Source organism: Streptomyces sp. NPDC032198 (assembly GCF_040636975.1).
Taxonomy (GTDB): domain Bacteria; phylum Actinomycetota; class Actinomycetes; order Streptomycetales; family Streptomycetaceae; genus Streptomyces.
In genome coordinates this window covers 79756-101958 of the sequence record NZ_JBEZVL010000004.1, presented here as the reverse complement: position 1 = coordinate 101958, position 22203 = coordinate 79756, and the positions used below count along the sequence as shown (strand labels likewise).

21 protein-coding genes are annotated in these 22203 nt (G+C 71.5%); 6 read left to right on the top strand and 15 right to left on the bottom strand.

All coding sequences use genetic code 11. The features are described from left to right. Positions 1 to 3: 3 nt before the first annotated feature. Both AB0E78_RS11380 and AB0E78_RS11375 read left to right on the top strand, forming a co-directional pair. Positions 4 to 2070 carry an iron ABC transporter permease gene (locus tag AB0E78_RS11380; RefSeq protein ID WP_361830659.1) on the top strand — a complete coding sequence of 689 codons (2067 nt, stop codon included), beginning with the start codon at positions 4 to 6 and terminating at the stop codon, positions 2068 to 2070. 187 nt (positions 2071 to 2257) lie between these two features. Then, on the top strand, positions 2258 to 3154 hold the full coding sequence (locus AB0E78_RS11375; protein WP_361830657.1) for an NAD(P)H-binding protein: 897 nt from the start codon (positions 2258 to 2260) through the stop codon (positions 3152 to 3154). A 31-nt stretch (positions 3155 to 3185) separates the two neighbouring features. On the opposite strand, the gene AB0E78_RS11370 is transcribed toward AB0E78_RS11375, so the two are convergent. The 8 genes from AB0E78_RS11370 to AB0E78_RS11335 form a co-directional block, all read right to left on the bottom strand. Next, positions 3186 to 4355, bottom strand: a complete 1170-nt coding sequence (locus AB0E78_RS11370; RefSeq protein WP_361830655.1) for an ATP-grasp domain-containing protein — start codon at positions 4353 to 4355, stop codon at positions 3186 to 3188. Between the two features lie 514 nt (positions 4356 to 4869). Further along, positions 4870 to 6156, bottom strand: coding sequence for an MFS transporter (locus AB0E78_RS11365; protein WP_361830653.1), 1287 nt, complete (start codon positions 6154 to 6156; stop codon positions 4870 to 4872). Beyond that, positions 6153 to 6689, bottom strand: a complete 537-nt coding sequence (locus AB0E78_RS11360; protein WP_361830651.1) for a hypothetical protein — start codon at positions 6687 to 6689, stop codon at positions 6153 to 6155. Before AB0E78_RS11360 ends, AB0E78_RS11365 begins: the two co-directional genes overlap by 4 nt. Positions 6690 to 6747: 58 nt before the next feature. Continuing rightward, entirely contained in the window at positions 6748 to 7974 is a 1227-nt protein-coding gene (locus AB0E78_RS11355; RefSeq protein ID WP_361830649.1) for a hypothetical protein, read from the bottom strand. 85 nt (positions 7975 to 8059) lie between these two features. After that, the gene (locus AB0E78_RS11350; protein WP_361830647.1) at positions 8060 to 8227 is read right to left on the bottom strand and encodes a hypothetical protein; all 168 of its coding nucleotides are present in this window, start codon (positions 8225 to 8227) and stop codon (positions 8060 to 8062) included. A 326-nt stretch (positions 8228 to 8553) separates the two neighbouring features. Then, positions 8554 to 10110, bottom strand: a complete 1557-nt coding sequence (locus AB0E78_RS11345) for a SulP family inorganic anion transporter (protein WP_361830646.1) — start codon at positions 10108 to 10110, stop codon at positions 8554 to 8556. A gap of 54 nt (positions 10111 to 10164) precedes the next feature. Then, positions 10165 to 10815: a carbonic anhydrase gene (locus tag AB0E78_RS11340; RefSeq protein ID WP_361830644.1), complete on the bottom strand. Its 651-nt coding sequence runs from the start codon at positions 10813 to 10815 to the stop codon at positions 10165 to 10167. 411 nt (positions 10816 to 11226) lie between these two features. Further along, on the bottom strand, positions 11227 to 12117 hold the full coding sequence (locus AB0E78_RS11335; protein WP_361830642.1) for an NAD(P)H-binding protein: 891 nt from the start codon (positions 12115 to 12117) through the stop codon (positions 11227 to 11229). A 163-nt stretch (positions 12118 to 12280) separates the two neighbouring features. Here AB0E78_RS11335 and AB0E78_RS11330 point away from each other — a divergent pair, with 163 nt between their 5' ends. Together AB0E78_RS11330 and AB0E78_RS11325 are read left to right on the top strand one after the other, a co-directional pair. Continuing rightward, the gene (locus AB0E78_RS11330; RefSeq protein WP_361830641.1) at positions 12281 to 13129 is read left to right on the top strand and encodes a LysR family transcriptional regulator; all 849 of its coding nucleotides are present in this window, start codon (positions 12281 to 12283) and stop codon (positions 13127 to 13129) included. A 60-nt stretch (positions 13130 to 13189) separates the two neighbouring features. Next, positions 13190 to 13762: a GNAT family N-acetyltransferase gene (locus tag AB0E78_RS11325; protein WP_361830639.1), complete on the top strand. Its 573-nt coding sequence runs from the start codon at positions 13190 to 13192 to the stop codon at positions 13760 to 13762. Between the two features lie 17 nt (positions 13763 to 13779). On the opposite strand, the gene AB0E78_RS11320 is transcribed toward AB0E78_RS11325, so the two are convergent. Next, complete coding sequence (locus tag AB0E78_RS11320; RefSeq protein WP_361831724.1) at positions 13780 to 14274, bottom strand: DUF5709 domain-containing protein; 495 nt, start codon at positions 14272 to 14274, stop codon at positions 13780 to 13782. A 146-nt stretch (positions 14275 to 14420) separates the two neighbouring features. Further along, a complete protein-coding gene (locus AB0E78_RS11315; protein WP_361830637.1) occupies positions 14421 to 15680 on the bottom strand; it encodes a PP2C family protein-serine/threonine phosphatase in 1260 nt (419 codons plus the stop codon). A 252-nt stretch (positions 15681 to 15932) separates the two neighbouring features. Between AB0E78_RS11315 and AB0E78_RS11310 the strand changes: the two genes are divergently transcribed. Together AB0E78_RS11310 and AB0E78_RS11305 are read left to right on the top strand one after the other, a co-directional pair. Beyond that, the gene (locus AB0E78_RS11310; RefSeq protein WP_361830635.1) at positions 15933 to 16115 is read left to right on the top strand and encodes a hypothetical protein; all 183 of its coding nucleotides are present in this window, start codon (positions 15933 to 15935) and stop codon (positions 16113 to 16115) included. A 111-nt stretch (positions 16116 to 16226) separates the two neighbouring features. Next, positions 16227 to 17249 (top strand): PHP domain-containing protein, encoded by a 1023-nt coding sequence (locus tag AB0E78_RS11305; RefSeq protein ID WP_361830633.1) that lies wholly within the window; start codon positions 16227 to 16229, stop codon positions 17247 to 17249. A 27-nt stretch (positions 17250 to 17276) separates the two neighbouring features. Here the strand turns inward: AB0E78_RS11305 and AB0E78_RS11300 are convergent, their stop codons facing one another. The 5 genes from AB0E78_RS11300 to AB0E78_RS11280 all read right to left on the bottom strand — a co-directional run bounded on the left by AB0E78_RS11300 (position 17277) and on the right by AB0E78_RS11280 (position 22177). After that, positions 17277 to 19373, bottom strand: a complete 2097-nt coding sequence (locus AB0E78_RS11300; protein ID WP_361830632.1) for a xanthine dehydrogenase family protein molybdopterin-binding subunit — start codon at positions 19371 to 19373, stop codon at positions 17277 to 17279. A gap of 40 nt (positions 19374 to 19413) precedes the next feature. Continuing rightward, a complete protein-coding gene (locus tag AB0E78_RS11295; RefSeq protein ID WP_361830630.1) occupies positions 19414 to 20409 on the bottom strand; it encodes a xanthine dehydrogenase family protein subunit M in 996 nt (331 codons plus the stop codon). Next, on the bottom strand, positions 20406 to 20939 hold the full coding sequence (locus AB0E78_RS11290; protein ID WP_361830628.1) for a 2Fe-2S iron-sulfur cluster-binding protein: 534 nt from the start codon (positions 20937 to 20939) through the stop codon (positions 20406 to 20408). Before AB0E78_RS11290 ends, AB0E78_RS11295 begins: the two co-directional genes overlap by 4 nt. Positions 20940 to 21097: 158 nt before the next feature. After that, positions 21098 to 21913 (bottom strand): SAM-dependent methyltransferase, encoded by an 816-nt coding sequence (locus AB0E78_RS11285; RefSeq protein ID WP_361830626.1) that lies wholly within the window; start codon positions 21911 to 21913, stop codon positions 21098 to 21100. Positions 21914 to 22042: 129 nt separating this feature from the next. Next, the gene (locus AB0E78_RS11280; protein ID WP_361830624.1) at positions 22043 to 22177 is read right to left on the bottom strand and encodes a hypothetical protein; all 135 of its coding nucleotides are present in this window, start codon (positions 22175 to 22177) and stop codon (positions 22043 to 22045) included. Positions 22178 to 22203: the final 26 nt, after the last annotated feature.

Sequence of the window (22203 nt, the reverse complement as noted above, 5' to 3'; positions counted from 1 at the left end):
ACCGTGGTCGTCACCGCAACGCCCTCAGCCACGCCCGAGCGCGCGGTCGCGTCCCCATCGGGCGCGGTCGCGGTGACGGCCGGTCTCGTTCTTCTGGTCGCCGTCCTCGCCGTCGTCGACATCACGCAAGGCACCGCGTCCGTCGGCCCGGGCGAGGTGTGGCGGGCCCTCACCGGCCAGGCCGAGCGGGGCGACTCCTCCGTCGTCATCGCCTCACGCATGCCGCGCATGGTCGCCGGGATCCTCGTCGGCGTCGCCCTCGGCGCGGCCGGCGCCGCACTCCAGGCCGTCAGCCGCAACGTGCTCGCGGCACCGGACACCCTCGCCGTCAACGCCGGTTCGTACCTCGCGCTGACCCTCCTGGTCGCCAGTGGCGCCACGGCGCCGCTGTTCGCCTCGTCGGGAGTGGCCTTCATCGGCGGCCTCGGCGCCGCCGCCATCGTCCTCGCGCTCGCCGGACGCGGCGGCGGCACCGTCCGCCTCGTCCTCGCCGGCAGCGCGCTCGCCCTGGGGCTCAACGCCATCACCGAGGCGCTGCTCCTGCTGTTCCCCGAACAGACACAGGGGATGTACCAGTGGGGCCAGGGAAGCATCAGCCAGAACGGCTTCGACGGAGTGGCCGAGATGGCACCGGTCGTCCTGGTCGCGCTGGCGGGCCTGCTGCTCATCGCCCGCCGCATCGACGCCCTGGCCCTGGGCGACGACGCCGCGCGCGGCCTCGGCATCCCGGTCCGCGGCACCCGCGTCGCGGCCGTCGTCCTCGCCTCACTGCTCTCGGCGGGGTCGGTGACGCTGGCCGGGCCGATCGCCTTCGTCGGGCTGTGCGCACCGGCCCTGGTACGGCCGGTCGCCGGCCGCGTCCGCGGCCTCCTGCGCCACCGGACCCGCATCCCGGTGGCGGGACTCGTGGGCGCCGCCCTCGTGCTGGGCTCCGACGTGCTGCTGCGCGCCGTGACGTCCTCCCAGGTCGCGGTCACCGTGCCCACGGGCGTCATCACCAGCGTCGTCGGCGCCGTGTTCCTCGTCGTCATGGCGATGCGCACCCGCGACGGCGCCGGTGCCGCGGCGCCGGACAAGCTGCGCATCCCGAGCCGGGCCGCCTACCTCATCACGGTGGTACTCCTCGTGGGCGCACTGGTCGGCGTCACGATCGCCGCGGTGCTCGTCGGCGACAGCACGTTCCTGCTCGGCGACGTGGTCAACTGGGCCCGGGGCCAGTCGGGTCAGGCCATCACCTTCGTCCTCGACACCCGCGTGCCACGGGTGCTCGCCGCGCTCCTCGCGGGTGCCGCACTCGCCCTGTCGGGCACGCTCGTGCAGTCGGTGACCCGCAATCCGCTCGCGGAACCCGGCGTCCTCGGCGTCTCCGGCGGGGCGGCGCTCGGCGCCATCATCCTCGTCACCTCGGCGCCGGGCGCCGGATCGTGGAGCATCGCGGGTGCCGCGTTCGCCGGCGCCGCGGTCAGCTCCGTGGTCGTCTTCGGACTCGCGGCGAAGGGCGGCTTCCAGAACACCCGGCTCGTCCTCGTCGGCATCGGTGTGTCCTCGGGAACGATGGCGCTCATCAGCCTGCTGATCGTGCTCACCGACCGGTTCAGCGCGACCAAGGCGCTGATCTGGCTCTCGGGTTCCACCTACGGGCGGACCGGCACCGACATCCTGCCGGTCGCGGCCGTGCTCGTGGCCGGGGCGGTCGTGGCCCTTTCCCGCCGCAAGGAACTCGACCTCGTGTCGCTCGACGAGGACACCCCGCGCCTCCTGGGCCTCGACCTGGCCCGCGGACGCCTCGGCTTCCTCGTCGTGAGCGTGCTGCTCAGCGCCACCGCGGTGGCCGCGGCCGGCACGATCGGCTTCGTGGGACTCGTGGCACCGCACGCGGCACGCGCGCTGGTGGGCCGACGCCACGTACGGGTCGTCCCGGTGGCGATGCTGCTCGGCGCGTCCCTCGTCTGCCTCGCCGATCTGCTGGGCCGCACGGTGATAGCCCCGGCCCAACTGGGTGCGGGCCTCATGACGGCGGTCGTCGGTACGCCGTACTTCGTGTACCTGCTCGTACGCAGCCGCCGATAGCGACGGTCCCGCCGCGACGGGGGGACGCGGCGGGACCAAGTAGTCGGGTGCCCCGGAAAACGCGGGTCACGCCTAAGAGTTTCGCCGGGGATCCCGGGCCGGAGTCACTGATCGGCGGTATAGATGCATACAGCCCCGTCTCCATACAGCCCCGTCCGCCGGCACCGCGCACGAAGGGACATCGGTCTTGGCCATCGTCGTCACCACCCCGACCGGACACGTCGGCACGCGTGTCGTCCGGCTCCTGCTGCAGGCAGGGGTCCGCCCGCGTGTCATCGTCCGCGACCCCGCCCGACTGGATGCCGCCACCCGTGCCCTGGTCGACGTACGCCAGGGCGATCTGACGGACGCCGACTTCGTCCGCCAGGCGACGGAAGGCGCGCGCACCGTCTTCTGGGTCGACCCCACACCGCACACGGACCCCGAACCGGTGGAGGCCTCACGCGCGGTCGGTGCCGGATACGCGCGGGCGATGCGGGACAACGGCATTGCCCGGGCCGTCCTGCTGAGCAGCATCGGCGCCGAGCGGCGCGACGGAGTGGGGCACATCGACGGCCTGGCAAGGATCGAGGAACAACTGGACGCCACGGGCGCCGATGTCCTCCACCTGCGTTGCGGCTACTTCTTCACGAACCTCCTGTTCGACCTGGATGACCTGGCCCGAGGGGTGCTGGCCAGCACCGCCGACCCGCACGCCGTCATGCCGTGGGTCGACCCCCGCGACATCGGGGACGTGGTCGCCGCCCGACTCCTGAGCGACAGCTGGCGGGGCCGCGTCGTCCAGGCCGTCCATGGCCCGGAGGACCTCACGTACCCGCGCGTCACCGAGATCCTCTCCGGGGTCCTGGACTATCCGGTCAGGCTGGAGACCCGCACCGACGACGATGTACGCGACGCACTCCGCGCGGCGGGGCTGCCGCCCGGCGCGGTGGAGGGGATCGTCGGCATGACCGCCGGATCGCGCGATCTCGTCCCCGAGCAAACACGCGACCTGACGACAACGACCCCCACGACTCTGGGGAGTTGGGCCTACCAGTACGTGCGCCCGAAGCTCCTCGCCGCAGCGGACGAGCCGACCGTCTGACGACGGCGAAGACAGCGACGAGCGATGGCGGTCATTCTCCCGTGCCCACCTCGTTGAAGCGCACGATCTCCTCGATCGTCTTCTGCAGTTCCAGCTCGTCCGGGTCGGAGACAATCGCGTGCCCCACCTTCCCGTACGGCCCGAGCGGCGTATCGGGTGACGAGGAATATTCGATGTCGTCGAAGCGGAAGCGGCGTTCGAAGTCTTCCCGCGTCAGTGTCCCGCCGTCGGATCTGCGGAGAAGTATGTATCCATGCAGTCGCTCCGGTGTGGCGTGCTCCAGGGGCTGAGTGATGTCCTCCCCGAGCGCGAGACTGATCTCCGCATCGAAGAGGTCGACGCCGAAGGTCAGTTGATTGATCTGCGGGGACAGTGCGCCGGGAAGGCGGATGGCGCACTCGCCGAAGGTCAGCCCTGCTTCTTCCGTGAAAGCCTCCATGTGGAAGACGCAGTCGGGTGCGCCGAGACTTCCGAGCACCTGATCGGCGAGTGTCTCCATCTGGTCGAACAGTTCCGGATGCCGCCCTCTGTCCAATAGGTGCGCGGCCAGGATGCTTCCTTGTGCTGCGCTGAGCGGTGACAGGTGATAGCGGGTCATGGACGACCAGCGAAGAGATCCGTCCTGCCAGATGCCGTCCATATAGACTTCCGGCGCATCGATGAAGGACTCGGCGACGATCTCGACATCCGACCGGCCGGAGAACAACTCCAGCGCTCGTGCGTACTCTTGGGGAGAACGGACGATGTTCGTGCGAAGGGATCCGGCTCCGGTGGCCGGCTTGACGACGAAAACCTCCCCCAGATCTCCGGCGAGATCTGTGAAGGATGTGTCGTGTGACGCGTACCGGCAACGCGCGCGCCTCACTTGAGACGGCAGTCGGCTCTTCTGGAGGAACTTGTCCCGGAAGTAGAGCGCCGCCCGGGAATCCGTATTGCCGGGGAGACCGAGTTGCTGCCGCAGGTACGTCGCCCCGAACACGCCCATCTCATGGACGGTGAGGACGCCTGCCGCATCGCCGGTGCGGGCGGCCAGCACGGCACGCAATATCTCCTGGGCGTTCTCCATGTCGGCGACGTGCGTGAATCCACGATCCGCGGGTGGGGCCGATGGTGCCTGCACGATGTAGTGAGGGCTGATGCCCCGGCGTTGCAGTGCCTGGTCGAGATCCGGTCTGTATCCAATGACAACCATGGTCGGCATGCTGTGTCTCCATGAGTTACGGCTTGGATGTGCGCCACCCGCCTCGGGGTCCGTCGTCCGTTGCGGTGATCGAGGTCAACTCGGTGGCATGGTTGCACAACTGCCGTCACGCCAGGGGGACATGACTGCGGATTCGGAGATTGCAGGTTTGATTCCTGCCGAGTGCGCAGCAGAGAATCCCGGGCAGGCCACGTCATCCCCAGCCGCTGTGTCGATGCATCGCTCGGAGCAGGTGAGGCACTGGCCCACGTGGCGCACGGTCGCTTCCCTGTCGGATCTGGGCGTCCACTCGGCAAAGCGGTAGATGCCGCGCGAGGGTCCGCCCGCGCTCATCCGAATGCCTCAGCCGGTAGTTGTGGACCATCCCCGTCGTCGGGATCGTCGTCCTCCGCTTCGTGTCGGGCAGTGCCTGGCTCATGCAGGCCAGGGCGAATCGGAGTTGCTCAGAGTGGCCTTGCCGTCGGTGACCAGCTCACCGACATGGTCGAGCAGGTCGCCCGCCATGCCGAACTGCTCATCGGCGCACACCCGAAGCGCCCCGGAGGGCCACCGCCGGGATCACCGCGACGGCCAACGTGCCCGCGGCCATCGCCAGAAGCGGATAGCCGCCGCCCGCCACCACCAGGCCCGAGGCCATGCCGCCCGTCGCGCCCGCCAAGGACATGCCCACGTCGGCCAGGCCCTGCACCGAGGCACGGCTGTCGGCGGGGGCGGCATCCGTGATCAGGGCCGTGCCGCTGACCAGGGCCAGGTTCCAGCCCACGCCGAGCAGGACCAGTGCACAAGCCAGCAGCGGCACGCTGTCCGGCGGGGCCAGCCCGGCGAGCACACCCGCGCTCAGCAGGACGGCCCCGGACGCAGCCGCCACGGGCAGCCGGCCGATCCGGTCGGCGAGCAGACCACTCAGCGGTGAGGGCAGGAACATCGCGCCCACGTGCAGCGCGATGACGAACCCCGCGGCCTGAGTGCTGTGGCCGTGCCCGGTCATGTGCAGGGGAGTCATCGTCATCACGGCGATCATCACCAGCTGGGCGGTGATCATCACGGTGGCGCCCGTGACGACGCCGGGGGAGAAGCGCTCCGGCGGCCGGGGTGCGCTTGAGGTGGGCGTCGCCGTGTCCTCCGGCACTGGTACGGGTGCGGCCGTGGCGTCGTGCGGCGGCTGGAGGCGGGCCAGGAACAGGGGGTCGGGGCGCAGCCACACGAGCAGCACAAGACCCGCGGCCGTGTAGGCGAGTGCCGCCAGCAGGAAGGGCCCGGCCAGCCGCGGGATGCCGTAGGCGTGTGCGAGCACGCCGGTCGGGCCGACGAGGTTGGGGCCCGCGACCGCGCCCAGCGTCGTCGCCAGCAGTACCGTGCCGGTGGCGCGGCCCCGCCGCTCGGGCGGTGCGAGGTCGGCGCCCGCGTACCGGGCGAGCAGCCCGGTGGCCGTACCCGCCCCGTACACGAAGAGCGACACCAGCAGCAGACCCGCCCACTGCCCTGCGGCCGCCGCCACGACCCCGGTGCTGCCGAGCGCGGCGATGCCATGGCCGAGCGCAAGGCCGGGGCGTCGCCCCAGGCGTTGCGAGACCCGCCCGATGAGCGCGGCGCCCAGGGCCGCGCCCGCGGTGAACAGCGCGGTCGGCAGTCCGGCCAGGCCCGTGGAGCCGAGCAGATCCTCGGCGAGCAGCGCGCCGACCGTGATGCCGGCCGCCATGCCCGCGCCGCCGAGTGCCTGCGAGAGGACGAGTACGGTCAACACACGCCGCAGTACGCGGGGCGACGCCCCCTCTCCGGGCCGCGTAACGGTTGCGGTCATGCCGCTCCCGGCACGGGCGCCTGCTCGCCGACGTCGAGAGCCGCGATCTGCGCCAGGGACAGGTCGAGTTCCTCGTGCAGGAACCGTACGACCGTCCAGTGCGGCAGGGCGTCCTCGTCGAACGGCCCGAATGCGGCGGTGTAGAGGGGGATCCACCGCAGGGCCTCCTCGGCGGCCGTCTCACGCCCCGGGTCCGCCTGGTACGCGTCGTACGAGATGCTGCGGTGGTGGATGAAGTGGCCGCCGGGCAGCCGCTGTTCGCACAGTTCGCGGTACTCGTGGGTCTGCAGGATGAGGTAGTGCCAGATCTCGTCGATGTCCTGCTCGACAGGGAGGAAGAGGCCGCCGAGCCGGTCGGGATGGCGCGAGACCAGGTAGAGATAGCGCAGACACTCACGGACCTGGTGGGTGACGACGGAGGCGGCCGGAGCGCCGGGCTTCGCCGCGAAATGCGCCACCACCTCATCGTGCAGAGCACTGCCGAGCAGCTCGTGGGCGATGGGGGCGGGTGTGGGTGCGGCAGATGTGTGCATGGCGTTGTCCTGTCGGCGCTGCGGGCGGGAATGAGGCAGGAGTCGGACCGGTCCGGTGTCAGGCAGGGCCTGGCGTCGAGAGCCAGGCGTACTTGCCCGAGTGTCCGATCGGCACGTGGGTGCGGTGCTCGACGTGGCACGTGCGGCCCGTCAGGACGCCGACCGATGCCGCCAACTCGCTCCGCTCGCCGGGCGTCAGTGGCGCGCCGTCGAACGTCGTGCACCACAGGCGGCACTCGTTCTCGCCGGTCAGCCGCAGTTGGTGCAGGAAGACGCGGGGGCAGACGGCGGCGATGCGGGCGTCGAGGTCGGCCTGGGCGACGGGGCCGCCGGGCGTGGACAGCAGTTCCTTCTCACGGCCGCAGAAGGAGACGATCTCCTGCGGGTCGGTGGAGCCGTCGCGGGTACGGACGCAGTCGCCGGACCGGTAGCGCACGAGCGGCATATAGGGATTGCGGATGCTGGTGACGATGAGGCTGTGGATGCCACTGCCCGGCTCCACCGGAATCAACTCCACGCTCATGCCGTGCAGATAGGGCTGGTAGCGGCCCTCGGCATCGCTGTAGAAAAGGTAGCCCAGCTCCGTGCTGCCGAAGAGGTCGACCACCGGGCAGTCGAAGTGGGCGCGCAGATGGGCGCGGACGTTCAACGGCGTGTACTCATACGCATGGACGATGCCGGCCGGTTGCGGAAAGCCGTCCCACAGGTCCCACTCGGTGACTTTGCGGACCAGATGCGCCAGGTGATAGCCGGAGCAGTCCAGGAGATACGTGCCGTCGGGGTGTGCGGCGCTGACCTCCCGGATCTCGGCGAGCATCCGCTCGACCTCCGGACGCTCCCAACCGGCAGGGTCCAGGCGCTGGTTGAGGTACAGGGTGCGCTCGTCGAGCCAGCGTTCGCCCGGAGTCCCGCCGGGCTTGCGCGCGTTGACCCGCGCGACGTGCTCGGTGGCCAGGACGGTGGTCAGTGAGATCCGCCGGGCGCCCGCGTGCCAGGTGGCGCCGAGGTCGGGGTGTTCGCTCCACAGGCGGTAGTAGGAGCGGAGCAGGAAGTACGGCGGCCGGATGATCTGCATGCGGGCGTGGTTCGTCCCGGTGGAGAGCACGAACTCGGCCTCGCCCGTCTCCAGGGCGCGGGCCAGCTCGGGGGTCATCCAATTGTCGGGGAAACCCCGGGCGATGTCCGGCTTCTCCAGGACGGGGAAGTCGCCGCGCTCGGCGGAGGCGCGGTAGAGGGGGATGTCGCGTACGCGGTCCAGGACGTCGGCGCTGGGCAGGCGGTTCACGGCGGCTCCGGTGCAGGCGGGGGTGGGGAGCGGGGCGGGGCCGCCACCGCGAAGGGTGCGGCGGCGGCCCCGTGGCATCAGCGGGTCAGGAGATACAGCCGCTCTTGCCGGTGGCGCTGATGCAGCCGCTCTTGGGCGCCGAGCTGATGCAGCCGTCCTTCGCGCCCTGCTCGGCGCCTGTCTGGGCCGAGTTGGTGGCGACCCACTTCTGCCACACGGACTCTTTGGTCATGCGCTTGATGAGCTGCTCCATGCTGGAACCTCCCTATTGGTTCGCTATTTCGAAATAGCTGAGGATTCAGTGAAATCGACAGGAACGAATGGATTACTCAGCTTTCGTCCCCATCCCCTTGAACGTAAAGAGATAGTCAAGAGAGTGTCAAGGGGGGCGGACTGGATGGCGTAAACCGCGTGCGAGTACCCGGCTGTTGCCCGGATGCGGGCATGCCGACGGACCCCGCACCGTCTGCCGCCGGGGCGGGCGGCAGACGGCGATCAGGGGTGGACGCCGGGCGTCCGTGCGGTCAGTGCCAAAGGATCCTCGGCGTTTGTGCAGTCAGTGCCGGAGGATGCCCGGCGTCAGTGCGGTGACCGCGCCTGTTCCTTCGCGGCGGGGCTCTCGGCCCCGGAGGCGGCGACCGGAGACGTCTTCATCCGGACGGCCTCCGTACCGCTGTCGTTGTGCCGCAGCGCCCAGTTCTCCAGCGTCGTACGGCAGGCGTGGTCCAAGTGGCGCACGACGGTCAGGTCCAGCTCTATGGGCCGGTCCTTGGGCAGGGCCTCCAGCGTCTCCAGGATGCGGGGCAGCCGCAGGAACGTCGCGTTGCCCGTGAGGGTCACGACCAGCCGGCCGCCGGTCAGTTCCCGGACGTCCACGTTGATGTGGGAGGTTTCCCAGGCGGACTTGACCACGGCGAGGATCAGGCCGAGTACGACGCCCTCGAACATGTTGGTCACCACGATGGCGATCGCGGTGACGGTCAGGACGACGGCCTCGCCCCGGTGGGCGCGGGCGAGCGGGACGATCTCCTTGGCGGGGATCAGTTTGCAGCCCGCGTGCACCAGGACACCGGCGAGTGCCGCCAGCGGGATGATGCCGAGCGCGGTCGGCAGCAGCACGGCGAACAGCAGCAGCCACGCGCCGTGCAGGATGCGCGAGAGCGGGGTGCGGGCACCGGCCTCGACGTTGGCCGAGCTGCGGACGATGACCGCCGTCATCGGCAGCGCGCCGAGCACACCGCACACCGTGTTGCCGACGCCCTGGGCGACGAGCTCCTTGTCGTACTGCGTGCGGGGTCCGTCGTGCATGCGGTCGACGGCTGCTGCGCTGAACAGCGATTCGGCGGAGGCGATCAGGGTGAACGCCAGGACCGTGCCGAGCACGGCCACACTGCCGAGCGCGGCCAGGTCACCGAACCCCGGCGGCTGAATGGCGTCGACCAGGCCGCGCACCGTCACGTTCGCGACGTCCAGGCCAAGACCGGCGGTCACGGCGGTGGCCAGCGCGACGGCCGCCAGCGGGGCGGGCACCACGCGTGCGGCGGCGGGCAGCTTCGGCCAGAGCATGAGCACGGCGATGGTGCCGAGGCCCACGACCGTGGCGGTCAGCGCCGTGGTGTCGCCCAGCATGTCGACCAGCAGTCCGGGGAGCCCGGCTATCTTGTCGACGCCGGAGCGCGGCTGCTCGGCCCCGGCCATGGTGTAGAGCTGACCGAGGATCAGCACGAGGCCGATGCCCGCGAGCATGCCCTGGACCACGGACACGGAGATGGCGCGGAACCACCGGCCGCAGCGCAGCAGGCCGAGGACGATCTGCAGGGCGCCGGTGAGCAGCACGATGGCGCCGAGCATGCCGAGCCCGAACTCCTGTACCGCCTCGAAGACGAGCACGGTCAGTCCGGCGGCGGGTCCGCTCACCTGCAGGGCGCTGCCCGGCAGGAGGCCGACGACCAGGCCGCCGACGATGCCGGTGACCAGGCCCAGTTCGGCCGGTACGCCGGAGGCGACGGCCACGCCGACGCACAGCGGCAGGGCGACGAGGAAGACGACGAGCGAGGCGAGGAAGTCCTGGCGCGCGACGCCTGGTTCACGCAGCGCGCGGAAGGGGGCGGGGAGGGAGGAGAGGAAGGAGGACATGAGGGTGGGGGGTCCTGTCGTGGGAGCGGGCCGGGCGGTGGGGCGTGGCGGCTCTCACAGCGGACCGAACGCCCGCTGGTCGTCGGACGAGGGGCGATGGGTGGTGACCGTGCCCGTGTGCACCTCGTAGTACCAGGCGTGCAGGGTCAGTGAGCCGTCGTCGACGCGCTCTCTCACGCAGGGGTACGCGCGCAGCCTCTCCACTTGCGCGAGCACGTGTGTCTGGACGGCTTCGGCCACGTCCGCCGCGTCCTCGGAGGACGGGGTCAGGGACCGCAGGGCGGCGTCCGGGGCGACGGAGTGGTCCAGCCAGTCGCGCACGGCCGGTACGGCCGAAAGGTCTTCGCCTCTCACCAGGGCGCCCACCGCTCCGCAGTGCGAGTGTCCGCAGACGACGATGTCGCGGACCCCGAGCACGCACACCGCGTACTCGATGGTGGCCGCCTCGCTCATGGGGCGGTTGTCCGGGCTGACCTCGTCTCCGGAGGGGTAGGGCGGTACGACGTTGCCCGCCGTACGGAGTTCGAAGAGTTCGCCGGGGCGTGCGCCGGTGATCAGGGCCGGTACGACGCGTGAGTCGGAGCACGTGACGAACAGGGCTTCGGGCGATTGCCCGGCCCCCAGGGCCTGGAAGGCCGCCGTGTTGTGCGGGGCCGCGACGTGCGTCGCGGCGAAGGAACGGGCGTTGTCGATCAGGGACTTCATGCTGGCCTGCCTCCTGCGTCTCTGCGGCGGAGCCGGGACGCGGTGTGGTCGGGTCGATGGTGACAGTGAGACGGCGTGGATGGACCGCTGCCGAGTGACAGCGGGCACCGCGTCGCCCCGCGAACAGCCTGTACGGGAGCTGTGACTCCCACTTTGCCATTGCATTAACCTCTGATGACAGAGCAAAAATCTGCCAAAGATTGAGTAATAAACGCCCCTGAACTGCGAGTTGGTCGAATCCTCAACCGTTGGTCAAGGGTTCACGTGGAGATCATGTGAACCACATGCGGCTTTTCCCTTCACAGAGCCTTGCAGTCGCGATGCCTCGGGACGTGGGACGTACGAGGGGGAGCCCCGACGCCGCTGCCGTTCGCGCGTGCTCGGTCCCGAGCGGCAGCGGCGCGCAGGTTGCTACGGGTGGACTGTCGGGCGGAGTACCCGTTCGCACCACTGGCGGAAGTCCGTCGGTGCGGACTCGGGGGTGCTGGGGGCGGAGGCGCCGTAGAAGCCCTGCGTGTTCAAGGCGTCCGTCATGTCGGCGAGGCCCTGTGCCCAGGCTTCGCTCGCGCCGTAACGCAGCATTGTCGCCTTGTAGTCCGCGCTGCTGGTCCGTTGTACGCGTACCGCGTGGCCGAGGACTTCGGAGATGACCTGGGCCATGCCCTTGGGGGACAGGTCGTCCGGTCCGACCAGCGGGACGTCCTCCTGTCCCGTCCAGGAGTCGTCCAGGAGCAGTCGGGCCGCCGCGGCGGCGATGTCGCCGGTCGCGCAGGTACGTAGGACGGCGTCCTCCTCCAGCGCCAGGAAGAACGCACCCGCATCGCGCATCGCATCGGCCTGGCCCAGCAGATTTTCCATCAGGAACGGCGGGCACAGCGCCCGGTAGTGCACGCCCGTGGCCGCGATCGCCTCGTCCATGGCCAGCGACGCCGAGATGAGCCCCGCGTTCTTCGCCACCGAGCGGCCCAGCGTCGAGACGGCGACGACCCGGCGAATGCCCTGGTCTGCGATCGCCTCGCACAGTGGCTCGGTGAAGGCGCGGAAGTGGCCCTCGACGCTGTCGGCCAGAGGCGTCGGGGGCACCAGCCAGAACACGCGGTCGGCGCCCGCGCAGGCCTCCTTCAAGATCGTGGGATCGGCGTGCGAGCCCTGGACGACCTCCGTCTGCGCGCGCACCCGCGCCGGCAGGCGGGCCGGGTCTCGGGCGATCACCCGGATTCCCCCGGTTGCCTGAGGGGAGTCGAGCAGGAGGTCGAGGACCTCGCGGCCGATCTGGCCGGTGGGGGTGGTGACGACGATCATGGGTGACTCTCCAGGGGTTGCTTCACGGGTTCAAGAGTTCAAGGGATTGCTTCGTCAGACGCCCTCGAGCCTGCTGCGTCCCACGCCCGAACTGAAGGATCGATCCGCTCCGGCTTGTTACCCTCAGGGCAATACCCGGGAGTGTGGAGTGGAGGAGGCGAGCGTGGAGTCCCGCCCGCTGCGCTATTTCCTCGCCGTCGCCGAGGAACTCAACTTCGCCCGCGCCGCCGAACGGCTCGGCATCTCCCCGCCACCGCTGTCCCGCGCGATCCGCCAGCTGGAGACGGAACTAGGCGTCACCCTCTTCGAGCGCACCACCCACAGCGTGGCGCTCACCCCGGCCGGCACGGTGCTCCTGGCGGAAGCGAGGATCGCCCTGGACGCGCTGCAAGCCGCCGGGCGGCGGGCCCAGCGGGCGGCGTCCTCCGACCCGAAGCTGGTCCTGGCGGTGAAAGCCGACGGGGACGCGGGACTCCTCGAGCCGATTCTGGCGCGCTTCGCGGCGGAACCGGCCGCCCTGCCCGTGGCCGTCCGGCTGTGCGGCTGGCACGAGCAGCCACGGCTGCTGCGCCTGGGCGAGGCCGACGCGGCCCTGGTCCACGAGCCGTTCGACCGCACCGGCCTGGACGCCGAGACACTGGTCGCCGAATCACGCGTCGCCGCCCTCGCCGCCACCCATCCGCTCGCCGACCGTGACCGGCTCTCCCTCGCCGACCTCGACCTGCGCCCCGGCGATGTGCACCAGTACGTCGAGGACATTCGCACCGAGAGCCGCGACCTGGCCCAACTGCTCACGCTCGTCGGCCTCGGCGGCCCGATCCCGCTGCTGCCCGCCTCGGTCGCCGCCCGCTATCCCCGCCCGGGTGTCGTCTACCGCCCGGTCCAGGACGCGCCGCCCGTGACCCTGGCCATTGCCTGGCCGCAGCAGTCCTGTTCGACGGCCACGGCGGCCCTGGTCCGCGCAGCCGCGTCCGTGGCCGAGGAAGCGCGGGAGGGCGGGGCGGACGCTTAGGGCCGGGCGCTTCCGCCGAGTACCCCGTGCCCCTGCCATCGCACGTGCCACTCTGGTTCCATGGACAGGGAAGTGCGCCCGGCCACGGTCTTCGAGGACGTCCGGGCCGTGCTCGGCCCGAAGTCACCCACCGCCAACGTCTGCTGGTGCCTGAGCCACCGCGTCCCGTCCAAGCTCAACAACGAACTCCGCGGGCCGGACCGCGGCGAGTACGTCGCCGCACTGTGCCGTGCGGAATCCGCGCCGGGGGTGCTCGCCTACGACGGTGACGAACCGGTGGGCTGGGCTGCCGTGGCGCCGCGCGCGGAAACCGCCTTCGCACGCAATCGCAAGATCCCCCACGTCGACGATCTGCCGGTCTGGTCCCTGTGGTGCGTCCGGGTGCGCCCCGGTCATCGGAAGCAGGGGATCTCGCACGCCCTCATCGCCGGCGCGGTCGAGTTCGCCCGCGCCCAGGGCGCACCTGCGGTCGAGGCGTACCCGCTCGACAGCGGCGACGCCAAGGTCGACCTGACGATGGCGTACGCCGGGCTCCGTAAGAACTTCGAGCGCGCCGGATTCACCGACGCCGCCGACACGGCGTCCGTGCTGGCCGGTCATCCCCGGATCCTGATGCGGCTCGACCTGCGCTGACGGAAGACAACCCCCGGTCAGCCCGCGGAGTCCCTCGCGTCGGCGTCACCGTCGATGACATGCACCGCGGCCTCCTCGGCGGAGGCCGCTCCGCCGTCGATGCCCATGTCCTCGCCGACCATGTCCTGTTCGGCGTCGTGCTCCGGGTCCCCGTTCGCCCCTTCGTCCGGGGCGAAGAGGCGCCCGGCGCGGGCGTCTCCCACCTCCGCCTCGTCGATCGGCTCGCCGTCGGTGTCGGTCGTGTCCCCGATGCCGTCGTCGTCCGCGGCCGGATCGGGGACTTCGAGCGTGGGGTCGGGCCGCTCCTCGGAGAGGCGTTCGGCCAGGCTCTCGCCCTCCTGCTGCTCCTGGGCGGTGGTACCGGTGTGGGCCACTCCGAGGGGCCTCTCGGGAGGCGACCAGCCCTCGTCGTACGGATCCGCCCCGCGGTCGCTGAGCGTGTCCTCCGCATCGAGGATGCCCTCGTCCTCACGGACCTCCTCGGCGTCGGGCTGGTAGACCTCGTCGCCCATGACCTCGTCGTCTCCCACGGTGCTCGTCCTCCTTCATGCTTCATGCTTCATGCGCGACTGATGCTGTGTTCTGCCGTGTATCCACCCTGATCCAGAACACACGTTCCGGCACGTGGGGGAGTGCGGCAGAAGCGAAGAGCCGCAGGTCACGGCGTTCCCGGCGGGCGCCACTCCAGGAGCAGGAGGGTGGCGTCGTCGCGCAGTTGGTTGTCCTGCCGGTCGAGGATGGAGTGGATGAGCTGGCGCAGGGCCTCGGGTGCCGGTTCGCCCGCGGCGGTCGCCCGGATGATGCTGTCCGTGAACCGTTCGAGGCCGAACTCGGCGCCGCCGCCGATGCGCAGCTCGGTGACGCCGTCGGTGTACATCAGCACCCGGTCGCCCGGTTCGAGCGCCTCCTCGTGGATCTCCCACGTCACGTCGGCCAGCAGCGCGGGCGTCCCCATGGGCGGCTGGGACGGCCGCTCCAGCGCCCTGTCGAGCACGCGGTGGTCCCGGATCAGCAGGGGCGGCGGATGGCCGCAGTTGCACCAGCGCAGCACCCCGTCGGCCAGGTCGAGCTGGGCGAGGATCCCCGTGCAGAACTGCTCGGGCAGCCACCCGGCCAGCGCGTGCTGGACGGTTTCGACCAGCTCGGGCAGCGGTGCCTCGGCGCGGCGGGCATTGCGGCAGCCCGCCATGGCCACGGCGGTCGTCAGCCCCGACGCGAGGTTGTGGCCCATGGCGTCCAGGATCGCCACGTGCAGGGTCGACGGGGTCAGCGAATGGTCGAAGGCGTCGCCGCCGATCTCGTACGCGGGTTCGAGGACGGCGGTCGAGATCACCCGGGAGTTGCCGATCGTCCTGGGCGGCAGGAAGGCCCGGAGCATCTCGGCGGGAAGCTGCATGGGCTCGGAGCGTGTCCGGCGCGCGAAGCTGTCGCTCGACGCCCGCTTCGAGGTGATCGTCATGGCCAGGACGGAGGCCAGCATGCGGCAGCGGCGCAGCAGCGCGACGTCGATGACCGACGCCGTGGCACCGATCACACCCAGGCGCTCGGCGCCGTCGATCAGCGGCAGCCAGGCGACGATCCTGCCGTGGGGCAGTTCCTCGATCCGCAGCGCGTGCGCCCGGTAGGCCGAACCGGCGACGGAGGTGTCCACACCGAGGCTGGGCGGCCCCTCGCCCAGCGGCACCAGATGGCGCTGCTGGAGGTCCACGAGGTACACGTCGACCCCGTCGAGCCCGACGGCGGCGGCGAAGCGCTGCGCCAGGGCGGGAAGCTCCATCGGCGCCGCCGCGTGCGCCGAAGCCAGCAGTTGCTCGAACAGCTGCTCCCCGGGACCGGGCTGCCGGGGGTCATGCTTCCCGGGGCCGGGGTCACCGGGGCCCGGGGCACCGGGCTCGGGCTCCCTGGGATGGCTCGACATCTGTGATCACCGCCTCACCAGCAGTCTCACATCGGCCCCCGGATCCCGCCCGGCTTCGGGCGGGCGGGGCGCGCATCTCCCGTACACCCGCCGGATTTCCGGCCCACCCGGGCCCTCCCGGGTTCACCGGGGCGGCCGTCTCAGCGGTCGACCCCGGACTGCGGAAGCCCGCACGCGCAGCGTAAGGTCGCGGACCGGCCGCCTGCGGCCGAACTGAACCATTACAGTCACCCGACCAAGGAGCTGCTGGTCATGCCAGCCAATGACGCCGCTGAGGCGCCGATCTACGAAACCCTCGTCCAGGAGCACGGCGACGTCCTCGCGACAGCCCGCAAGGCCGCCGAGGAGACCCAGCAGAGAGCCGAGGCCGTGCTGGACTTCAGGGGACCTGTCGCGGCCATGCCCGACGAGCCCTCCGCCGAACCCGCGGCGTAGGCCCCACCCGGGGGCGGGGAGGGCTCCGGCCCTCACATGCCCCGCCGCCGTTTGTGGGCGACGCTGGAAGCACACGTACGCCGTCGTGGTCCCCGACGGCCGGAGGTGCTGATGGATCCCGTCGAGGCGCTGGAACGGATCGCCTTCCTGCTGGAGCGCGGCCGTGCCCCGACCTACCGTGTGCGGGCCTTTCGCACCGCGGCCGCGGTGGTGGGCGCTCTCGCCGACGGTGAGGCCGCGCGGCGCGTCGCCGACGGGTCCCTGGAGTCGCTCAAGGGGATCGGCCCCAAGACCGCCGGTGTGGTCCGCGAGGCGCTGAACGGCGATGTGCCGGGATATCTGGAGCGGCTCGAGGGCGAGGCGGACGCGCCGCTCGCCGAGGGCGGCGCCGATCTGCGGGCGCTGCTGCGCGGCGACTGCCACCTGCACTCCGACTGGTCCGACGGCGGCAGCCCCATCGAGGAGATGGGGCGCGCGGCCCAGGCGCTCGGCCACGAGTGGGCCGTGCTCACCGACCACTCGCCGCGGCTGACCATCGCGCGCGGCCTGTCGCCGGAGCGGCTGCGCGAGCAGCTTGCGGTGGTGGCCGGCCTCAACGAGCGCTGGGCGCCCTTCCGGCTGCTCACGGGCATCGAGTGCGACATCCTCGACGACGGCTCGCTCGACCAGGAGCCGGAGCTGCTCGACCAGCTCGACGTGGTGGTCGTCTCCGTGCACTCCAAGCTGCGCATGGACGCCGCCGCGATGACCCGGCGCATGGTCGCCGCCGTCAGCAACCCCCGGGCGGACGTGCTCGGCCACTGCACCGGACGCCTGGTCACCGGGCGCGGCAGGCCGGAGTCGCAGTTCGACGCGGACGAGGTGTTCGCCGCGTGCGCCGCCGCGGGCACGGCGGTGGAGATCAACAGCAGGCCGGAGCGGCTCGACCCGCCGCGCCGGCTGCTGCGCCGGGCCGTGGACGCCGGAGTGCTGTTCTCCGTGGACACCGACGCGCACGCGCCGGGGCAACTCGACTGGCAGGTGATCGGGTGCGCGCGGGCCGAGGAGTGCGGGGTGCCCGCCGAGCGCGTGGTGACGACCTGGACGGCGGAGAAACTGCTGGCCTGGACGCGGGAGAAGCGGGCCGCGGTATGACCACCGCGCGTCCTGCACCCCTGCGGGTCAGAGACCGCCCGTCAGCACCCGGTCCGGCGTGAGGGGCAGTTCACGCAGCCGCAGGCCGGTCGCGTGGTGCACCGCGTTGCCGATGGCCGCGGCCGTTCCGACGATGCCGATCTCACCGATCCCCTTGCTGCCCATGGGGTTGAGGTGGGAGTCGTCCTCGTCGATCCAGTGCGCCTCGATCGCGGGCACGTCCGCGTGGGCCGGTACGTGATAGGCGGCGAGGTCGGCCTCCGTGAAGTCGCCGAAGGCCGCGTCCATGGTGCTGCCCTCGGTCAGCGCCATGCCGATGCCCATGGTCATCGCCCCGATGAACTGCGACCGCGCGGTACGGGAGTTGAGGATGTGCCCGGCCGCGTAGACCCCGAGCAGCCGGCGCACCCGGACCTCACCGGACACCGTGTCGACGCCGACCTCGGCGAAGTGGGCGCCGAAGGAGTGCCGGGCGTAGTCGCTGTCCGCGTCGGCCTCCCCCGCGGTGTCGGCGCTGGCGCCGACACCCTCCGGGGGCAGCTGCTGGCCCTGCTGTCCGGCCAGGCGTGTGGCGAGCCGCGTACAGGCCTCGTGGACGGCCCAGCCCCAGGAAGCCGTCCCCGAGGAACCGCCCGCCAGCGGCGCGGACGGCAGGTCGCTGCTGCCGATGTCGGTGCGTACGGAGTCCAGCGGGACGCCGAGCGCGTCGGCGGCGACCTGGGCGAGCACGGTGCGGGCACCCGTGCCGATGTCGGTGGCGTTGACGCGGACCACGAAGCTGCCGTCCGGGTAGGCGTGGGCGCTGGCCTGGGACGGGGCGACGACCACCGGGTAGGTGGCAGCGGCGACCCCGCTGCCCACCAGGACGGGTCCTTCGGCGCGCGAGCGGGGGCGGGGGTCGCGCTCGGACCAGCCGAAGCGCCGGGCGCCCTCGCGCAGACACTCGGCGAGGTGGCGGCTGCTGAAGGGCTTCGAGGTGTCGGGCTCCGTGTGGGTGTCGTTGCGCAGGCGCAGCTCCACCGGGTCGATGCCCAGGGTCGCGGCGAGCTCGTCCATCGCCGACTCCAGTGCGTACATGCCGGGGGCCTCGCCCGGGGCGCGCATCCAGGACGGGCTCGGCACGTCGAGCGGCACCACGCGATGGGTGGTGCGGGCGTGCGCCGAGGGGTACATGACGCGCGTGGCGGCGGCGGCCGTCTCGACGAACTCCTTGACGTGCGAGGTGTGCGTGGTCACCTCATGGATCACCGACGTCAGCCTGCCGTCCCTCTCCGACCCCAGCCGCACCCGGTGCAGGGTCGGCGCGCGGTGGCCCACCACGGCCGCCAACTGGCGCCGCGGCAGCGCGAGTTTGACGGGCCGGCCGGTCACGCGGGCGGCCATGGAGGCCAGCACCACGTGCGGGCGTGGCGTGCCCTTGGAGCCGAAGCCGCCTCCGACGTGCTCGGAGACGACCGTGACCTGCTCCTTGGGCAGAGCGAACAATTTTGCCAGGACGTCGCGGACGGTGGTCGCGCCCTGGCTGCTGTCGTGCACGGTCAGCCGCCCGTCCTGCCACCGGGCGGTGGCCGCGTGCGGCTCCATGGGGTGGTTGTGCAGCGGCGGCACCCGGTAGGAGACGTCGACGCGGGAGGGAGCGGAGGCGAACGCGCCCTCCGCGTCGCCGCGGACGTGTTCTCCCGAGGTGCCGTCCTCGTCCTCCGGAACATAGGCCTCGGGATGATCGGCCTTCAGGGTGACGTCGTGCGGTTCCTCGGCGTAGGTGACGCGGACGGCCGCCGCGCCTTCGCGTGCCGCCTCCAGGCTGTCGGCGACGACGAGCGCGACGTACCAGCCCCGGTGCGGCACCCGCGCGTCCTGCAGTACGGCCAGCGTCGCGTCGTCCGGCTTCTCCAGGCGCGGCGCGTTCAGATGGGTGAGGACCTCGACGACGCCGGGCAGCTCACGGGCCGCGGTGTCGTCGACGGCGGTGACCGCGCCGCGCGCCACCGTGGCGGGCACCGGCCAGGCGTAGGCGCATCCCTCGGGGGTGTGCTCGGCGGCGTACCGGGCGGCCCCCGCCACCTTCTGGGGGCCCTCCCTGCGCTCGGCGGGCGCCCCGAGGGCGCTGACGGTGTCCGGCATGGGGTTCTCCCTGGAAGCGGAGGTCGGGCGGGGGCTGGGTTCAGGACGCGGGGGGCGCTGCCGCGAGGCGCCCGAGGACGTCACACGCGAGGTTGCGGGCGAGGCGCACCTTGAACGCGTTGTCCCGCAGCGGCTCGGCCGCGGCGAGCTCGGCGTCCAGGGCCCGCAGGAACGCCTCGTCGTTGGGCGGGCAGCCCAGCAGCATCTCCTCGGCCTGCCGGGCACGCCAGGGCCGGTGGGCCAGGCCGCCGAACGCGATCCGCACGTGGCGTACGACGGCGTCCTCGACGTCCAGGACCACCGCCACCGAGGCCAGCGCGAAGGCGTACGAGGCACGGTCGCGGGCCTTGCGGTAGGCAGAGGGCAGCCTCGCGGACCCGGGAGGCAGCAGCACGCCGGTGATCAGCTCGCCGGGTGCGAGCTCGGTGTCCTGGTCCGGGCGGCCGCCGGGCAGGCGGTGGAACTCGGCGGCGGGCAGGGTGCGCCGGCCCCGTACGCCGTGCAGCTCCACCTGGGCGTCGAGCGCGGCGAGCGCGACGGCCATGTCGGAGGGGTGCGTGGCGATGCACTGCGGTGAGTGGCCCAGGACCGCGTGATCGCGGTGGACGCCGTCCCGTGCGCCGCAGCCGGTGCCGGGCTCGCGCTTGTTGCACGGTTTGCTCAGGTCCTGGAAGTAGGGGCAGCGGGTGCGCTGGAGGAGGTTGCCGCCGGTCGTGGCCATGTTGCGCAGCTGGCCCGACGCCCCCGCGAGGAGCGCCTGGGAGAGCACGGGGTAGCGGTCCCGTACGAGAGGGTGGGCGGCGAGATCGCTGTTGCGCACCGTCCCGCCGGCCATGACGGACCCGTCGGGCAGCTCCTCCACCGTGTCCAGCGGCAGCCTGCTGACGTCGATCAGCGTCCCGGGGCGTTCGACGCCCAGCTTCATCAGGTCGACGAGATTGGTGCCGCCGCCCAGATAGCGGGAGCCGGGGCGGCCCGCGTGGGCGGCGGCCGCCTCTTCGATGCTGTAGGCGCGCACATACCGGAAGGGCTTCACGGCTTCACGTCCTCGACGGCCTCGACGATGTGCGGATAGGCGCCGCAGCGGCACAGGTTGCCGCTGAGCCGCTCACGGATCTCGTCCCTGGTCAGCTCCACGGGGGCACCGGTGTCCGCGCCCGGATCCGTCACGTGCGATGCGTTGCCCGCCGCGGCCTCCGCCAGGGCGCCGACGGTCGAACAGATCTGGCCGGGGGTGCAGTAGCCGCACTGGAAGGCGTCACGCTCCAGGAAGGCACGCTGTACGGGGTGCGGGCCCCTGCCGTCCTCGGCGTGCAGCCCTTCGACGGTGGTGATCTCGCACCCTTCGTGGGCGACGGCAAGCAGCAGACAGCTGTTGGCGCGGCGGCCGTCGACGAGGACGGTGCAGGCACCGCACTGGCCGTGGTCACAGCCCTTCTTGGCGCCGGTGAGGCCCAGCTGTTCGCGCAGGACGTCCAGCAGCGTCGAACGGTTGTCGACGGTGGGGCGGCACGGCGTGCCGTTCACCGTCAGGGGCACTTCCGAGCGGAACACATCGGTCCCCATGGTGCTGCTCCCTTGTCGACGCGTGGTCTGCGGTGTGACCGCGTAACCAGCCTGAGCCAGGACACACGTTCCGGCATGCCGGGCGCGTGCAGGCGGGGCGGCCCCGCGAGCCCCGGGCCCGCGAGACCGCCCCGTCACGGCGTCACGACGTCAGGCCATCACGGCTTGCGGGCGAGGCCGCCGTGTTCGCCGATGGGGTCCTGGGCGGGGGCGTCGGGGGCCGGGCGCCAGAGGGGGACCGAGACGACGCCGGGGTCCAGGAGTTCCAGGCCGTCGAAGAACGCCTCGATCTGGTCGACGGGTCGGAGGAAGTAGGGGACCGCACCGGTTTCGTTGTAGGCGTCCTGGGCCTGTTCGTAGTCGGCGTCGGTGCCCCGCGAGCCGTCGTTGATGGAGAGGTAGCTGCCGGAGGGCAGGCCCTCCATCAGGCGGGTGACGATGGCGCGCGCCTGGTCGTAGTCGGCGACATGGCCCAGGATGTTGCTGAGGATCAGCGCGGTGGGGCGGGAGAGGTCGAGCGTCTCGGCCGCGGCCGCCAGGATGCGGTCGGGGTCGGACAGATCGGCGTCGACGTACGCGGTCGCGCCCTCGGGCGTGGAGGTGAGCAGGGCGCGGGCGTGCGCGAGGACCATCGGGTCGTGGTCGACGTACACGATCCTCGTCGAGGGATCGAGCTGCTGGGCCACCTCGTGGGTGTTGTCCACGGTCGGCAGACCGGTCCCGATGTCCAGGAACTGACCGATGCCCGCCTCGGAGACCAAATAGGTGATGTTGCGGCGCAGGAAGGCGCGGCTGCTGCGGGCGACGGTGACGATGCCGGGGAAGACGGAGCTGTAGGCGTCGCCCGCCTCCTCGTCGACGGGGTAGTTGTCCTTCCCGCCCAGCCAGTAGTTCCAGATGCGGGCCGAGTGCGGCACCGAGGAGTCGATCTTCTGCTGCGCCGCAGGTCCGGGCGTCGTGGCGTGGTCGGTCATGGGTAGCGTCCGTCTTTCCACCGAGGCGTGCGTGACTGTTCAACGCACAACCTACGTCCCAACGGTCCGGACGCGTACACCAGTTCACGCGCTCGGCGCGTTCCCCGGTCGCGGCCGAGCGGAGCGGAGCTACTTGTTCCGGCTCTCCCGCCACGCCAGCAGGATCCCGATCACGATGAGCAGAAGGATCGGGATCATCAGCCATGTCGGCGTGCTTTCCACGCCCTTGTACGCGAGCGCGGCCATGCCGTCGGGAACCTGCATGGATCCTCCCGGGATTCGGTTGCTCC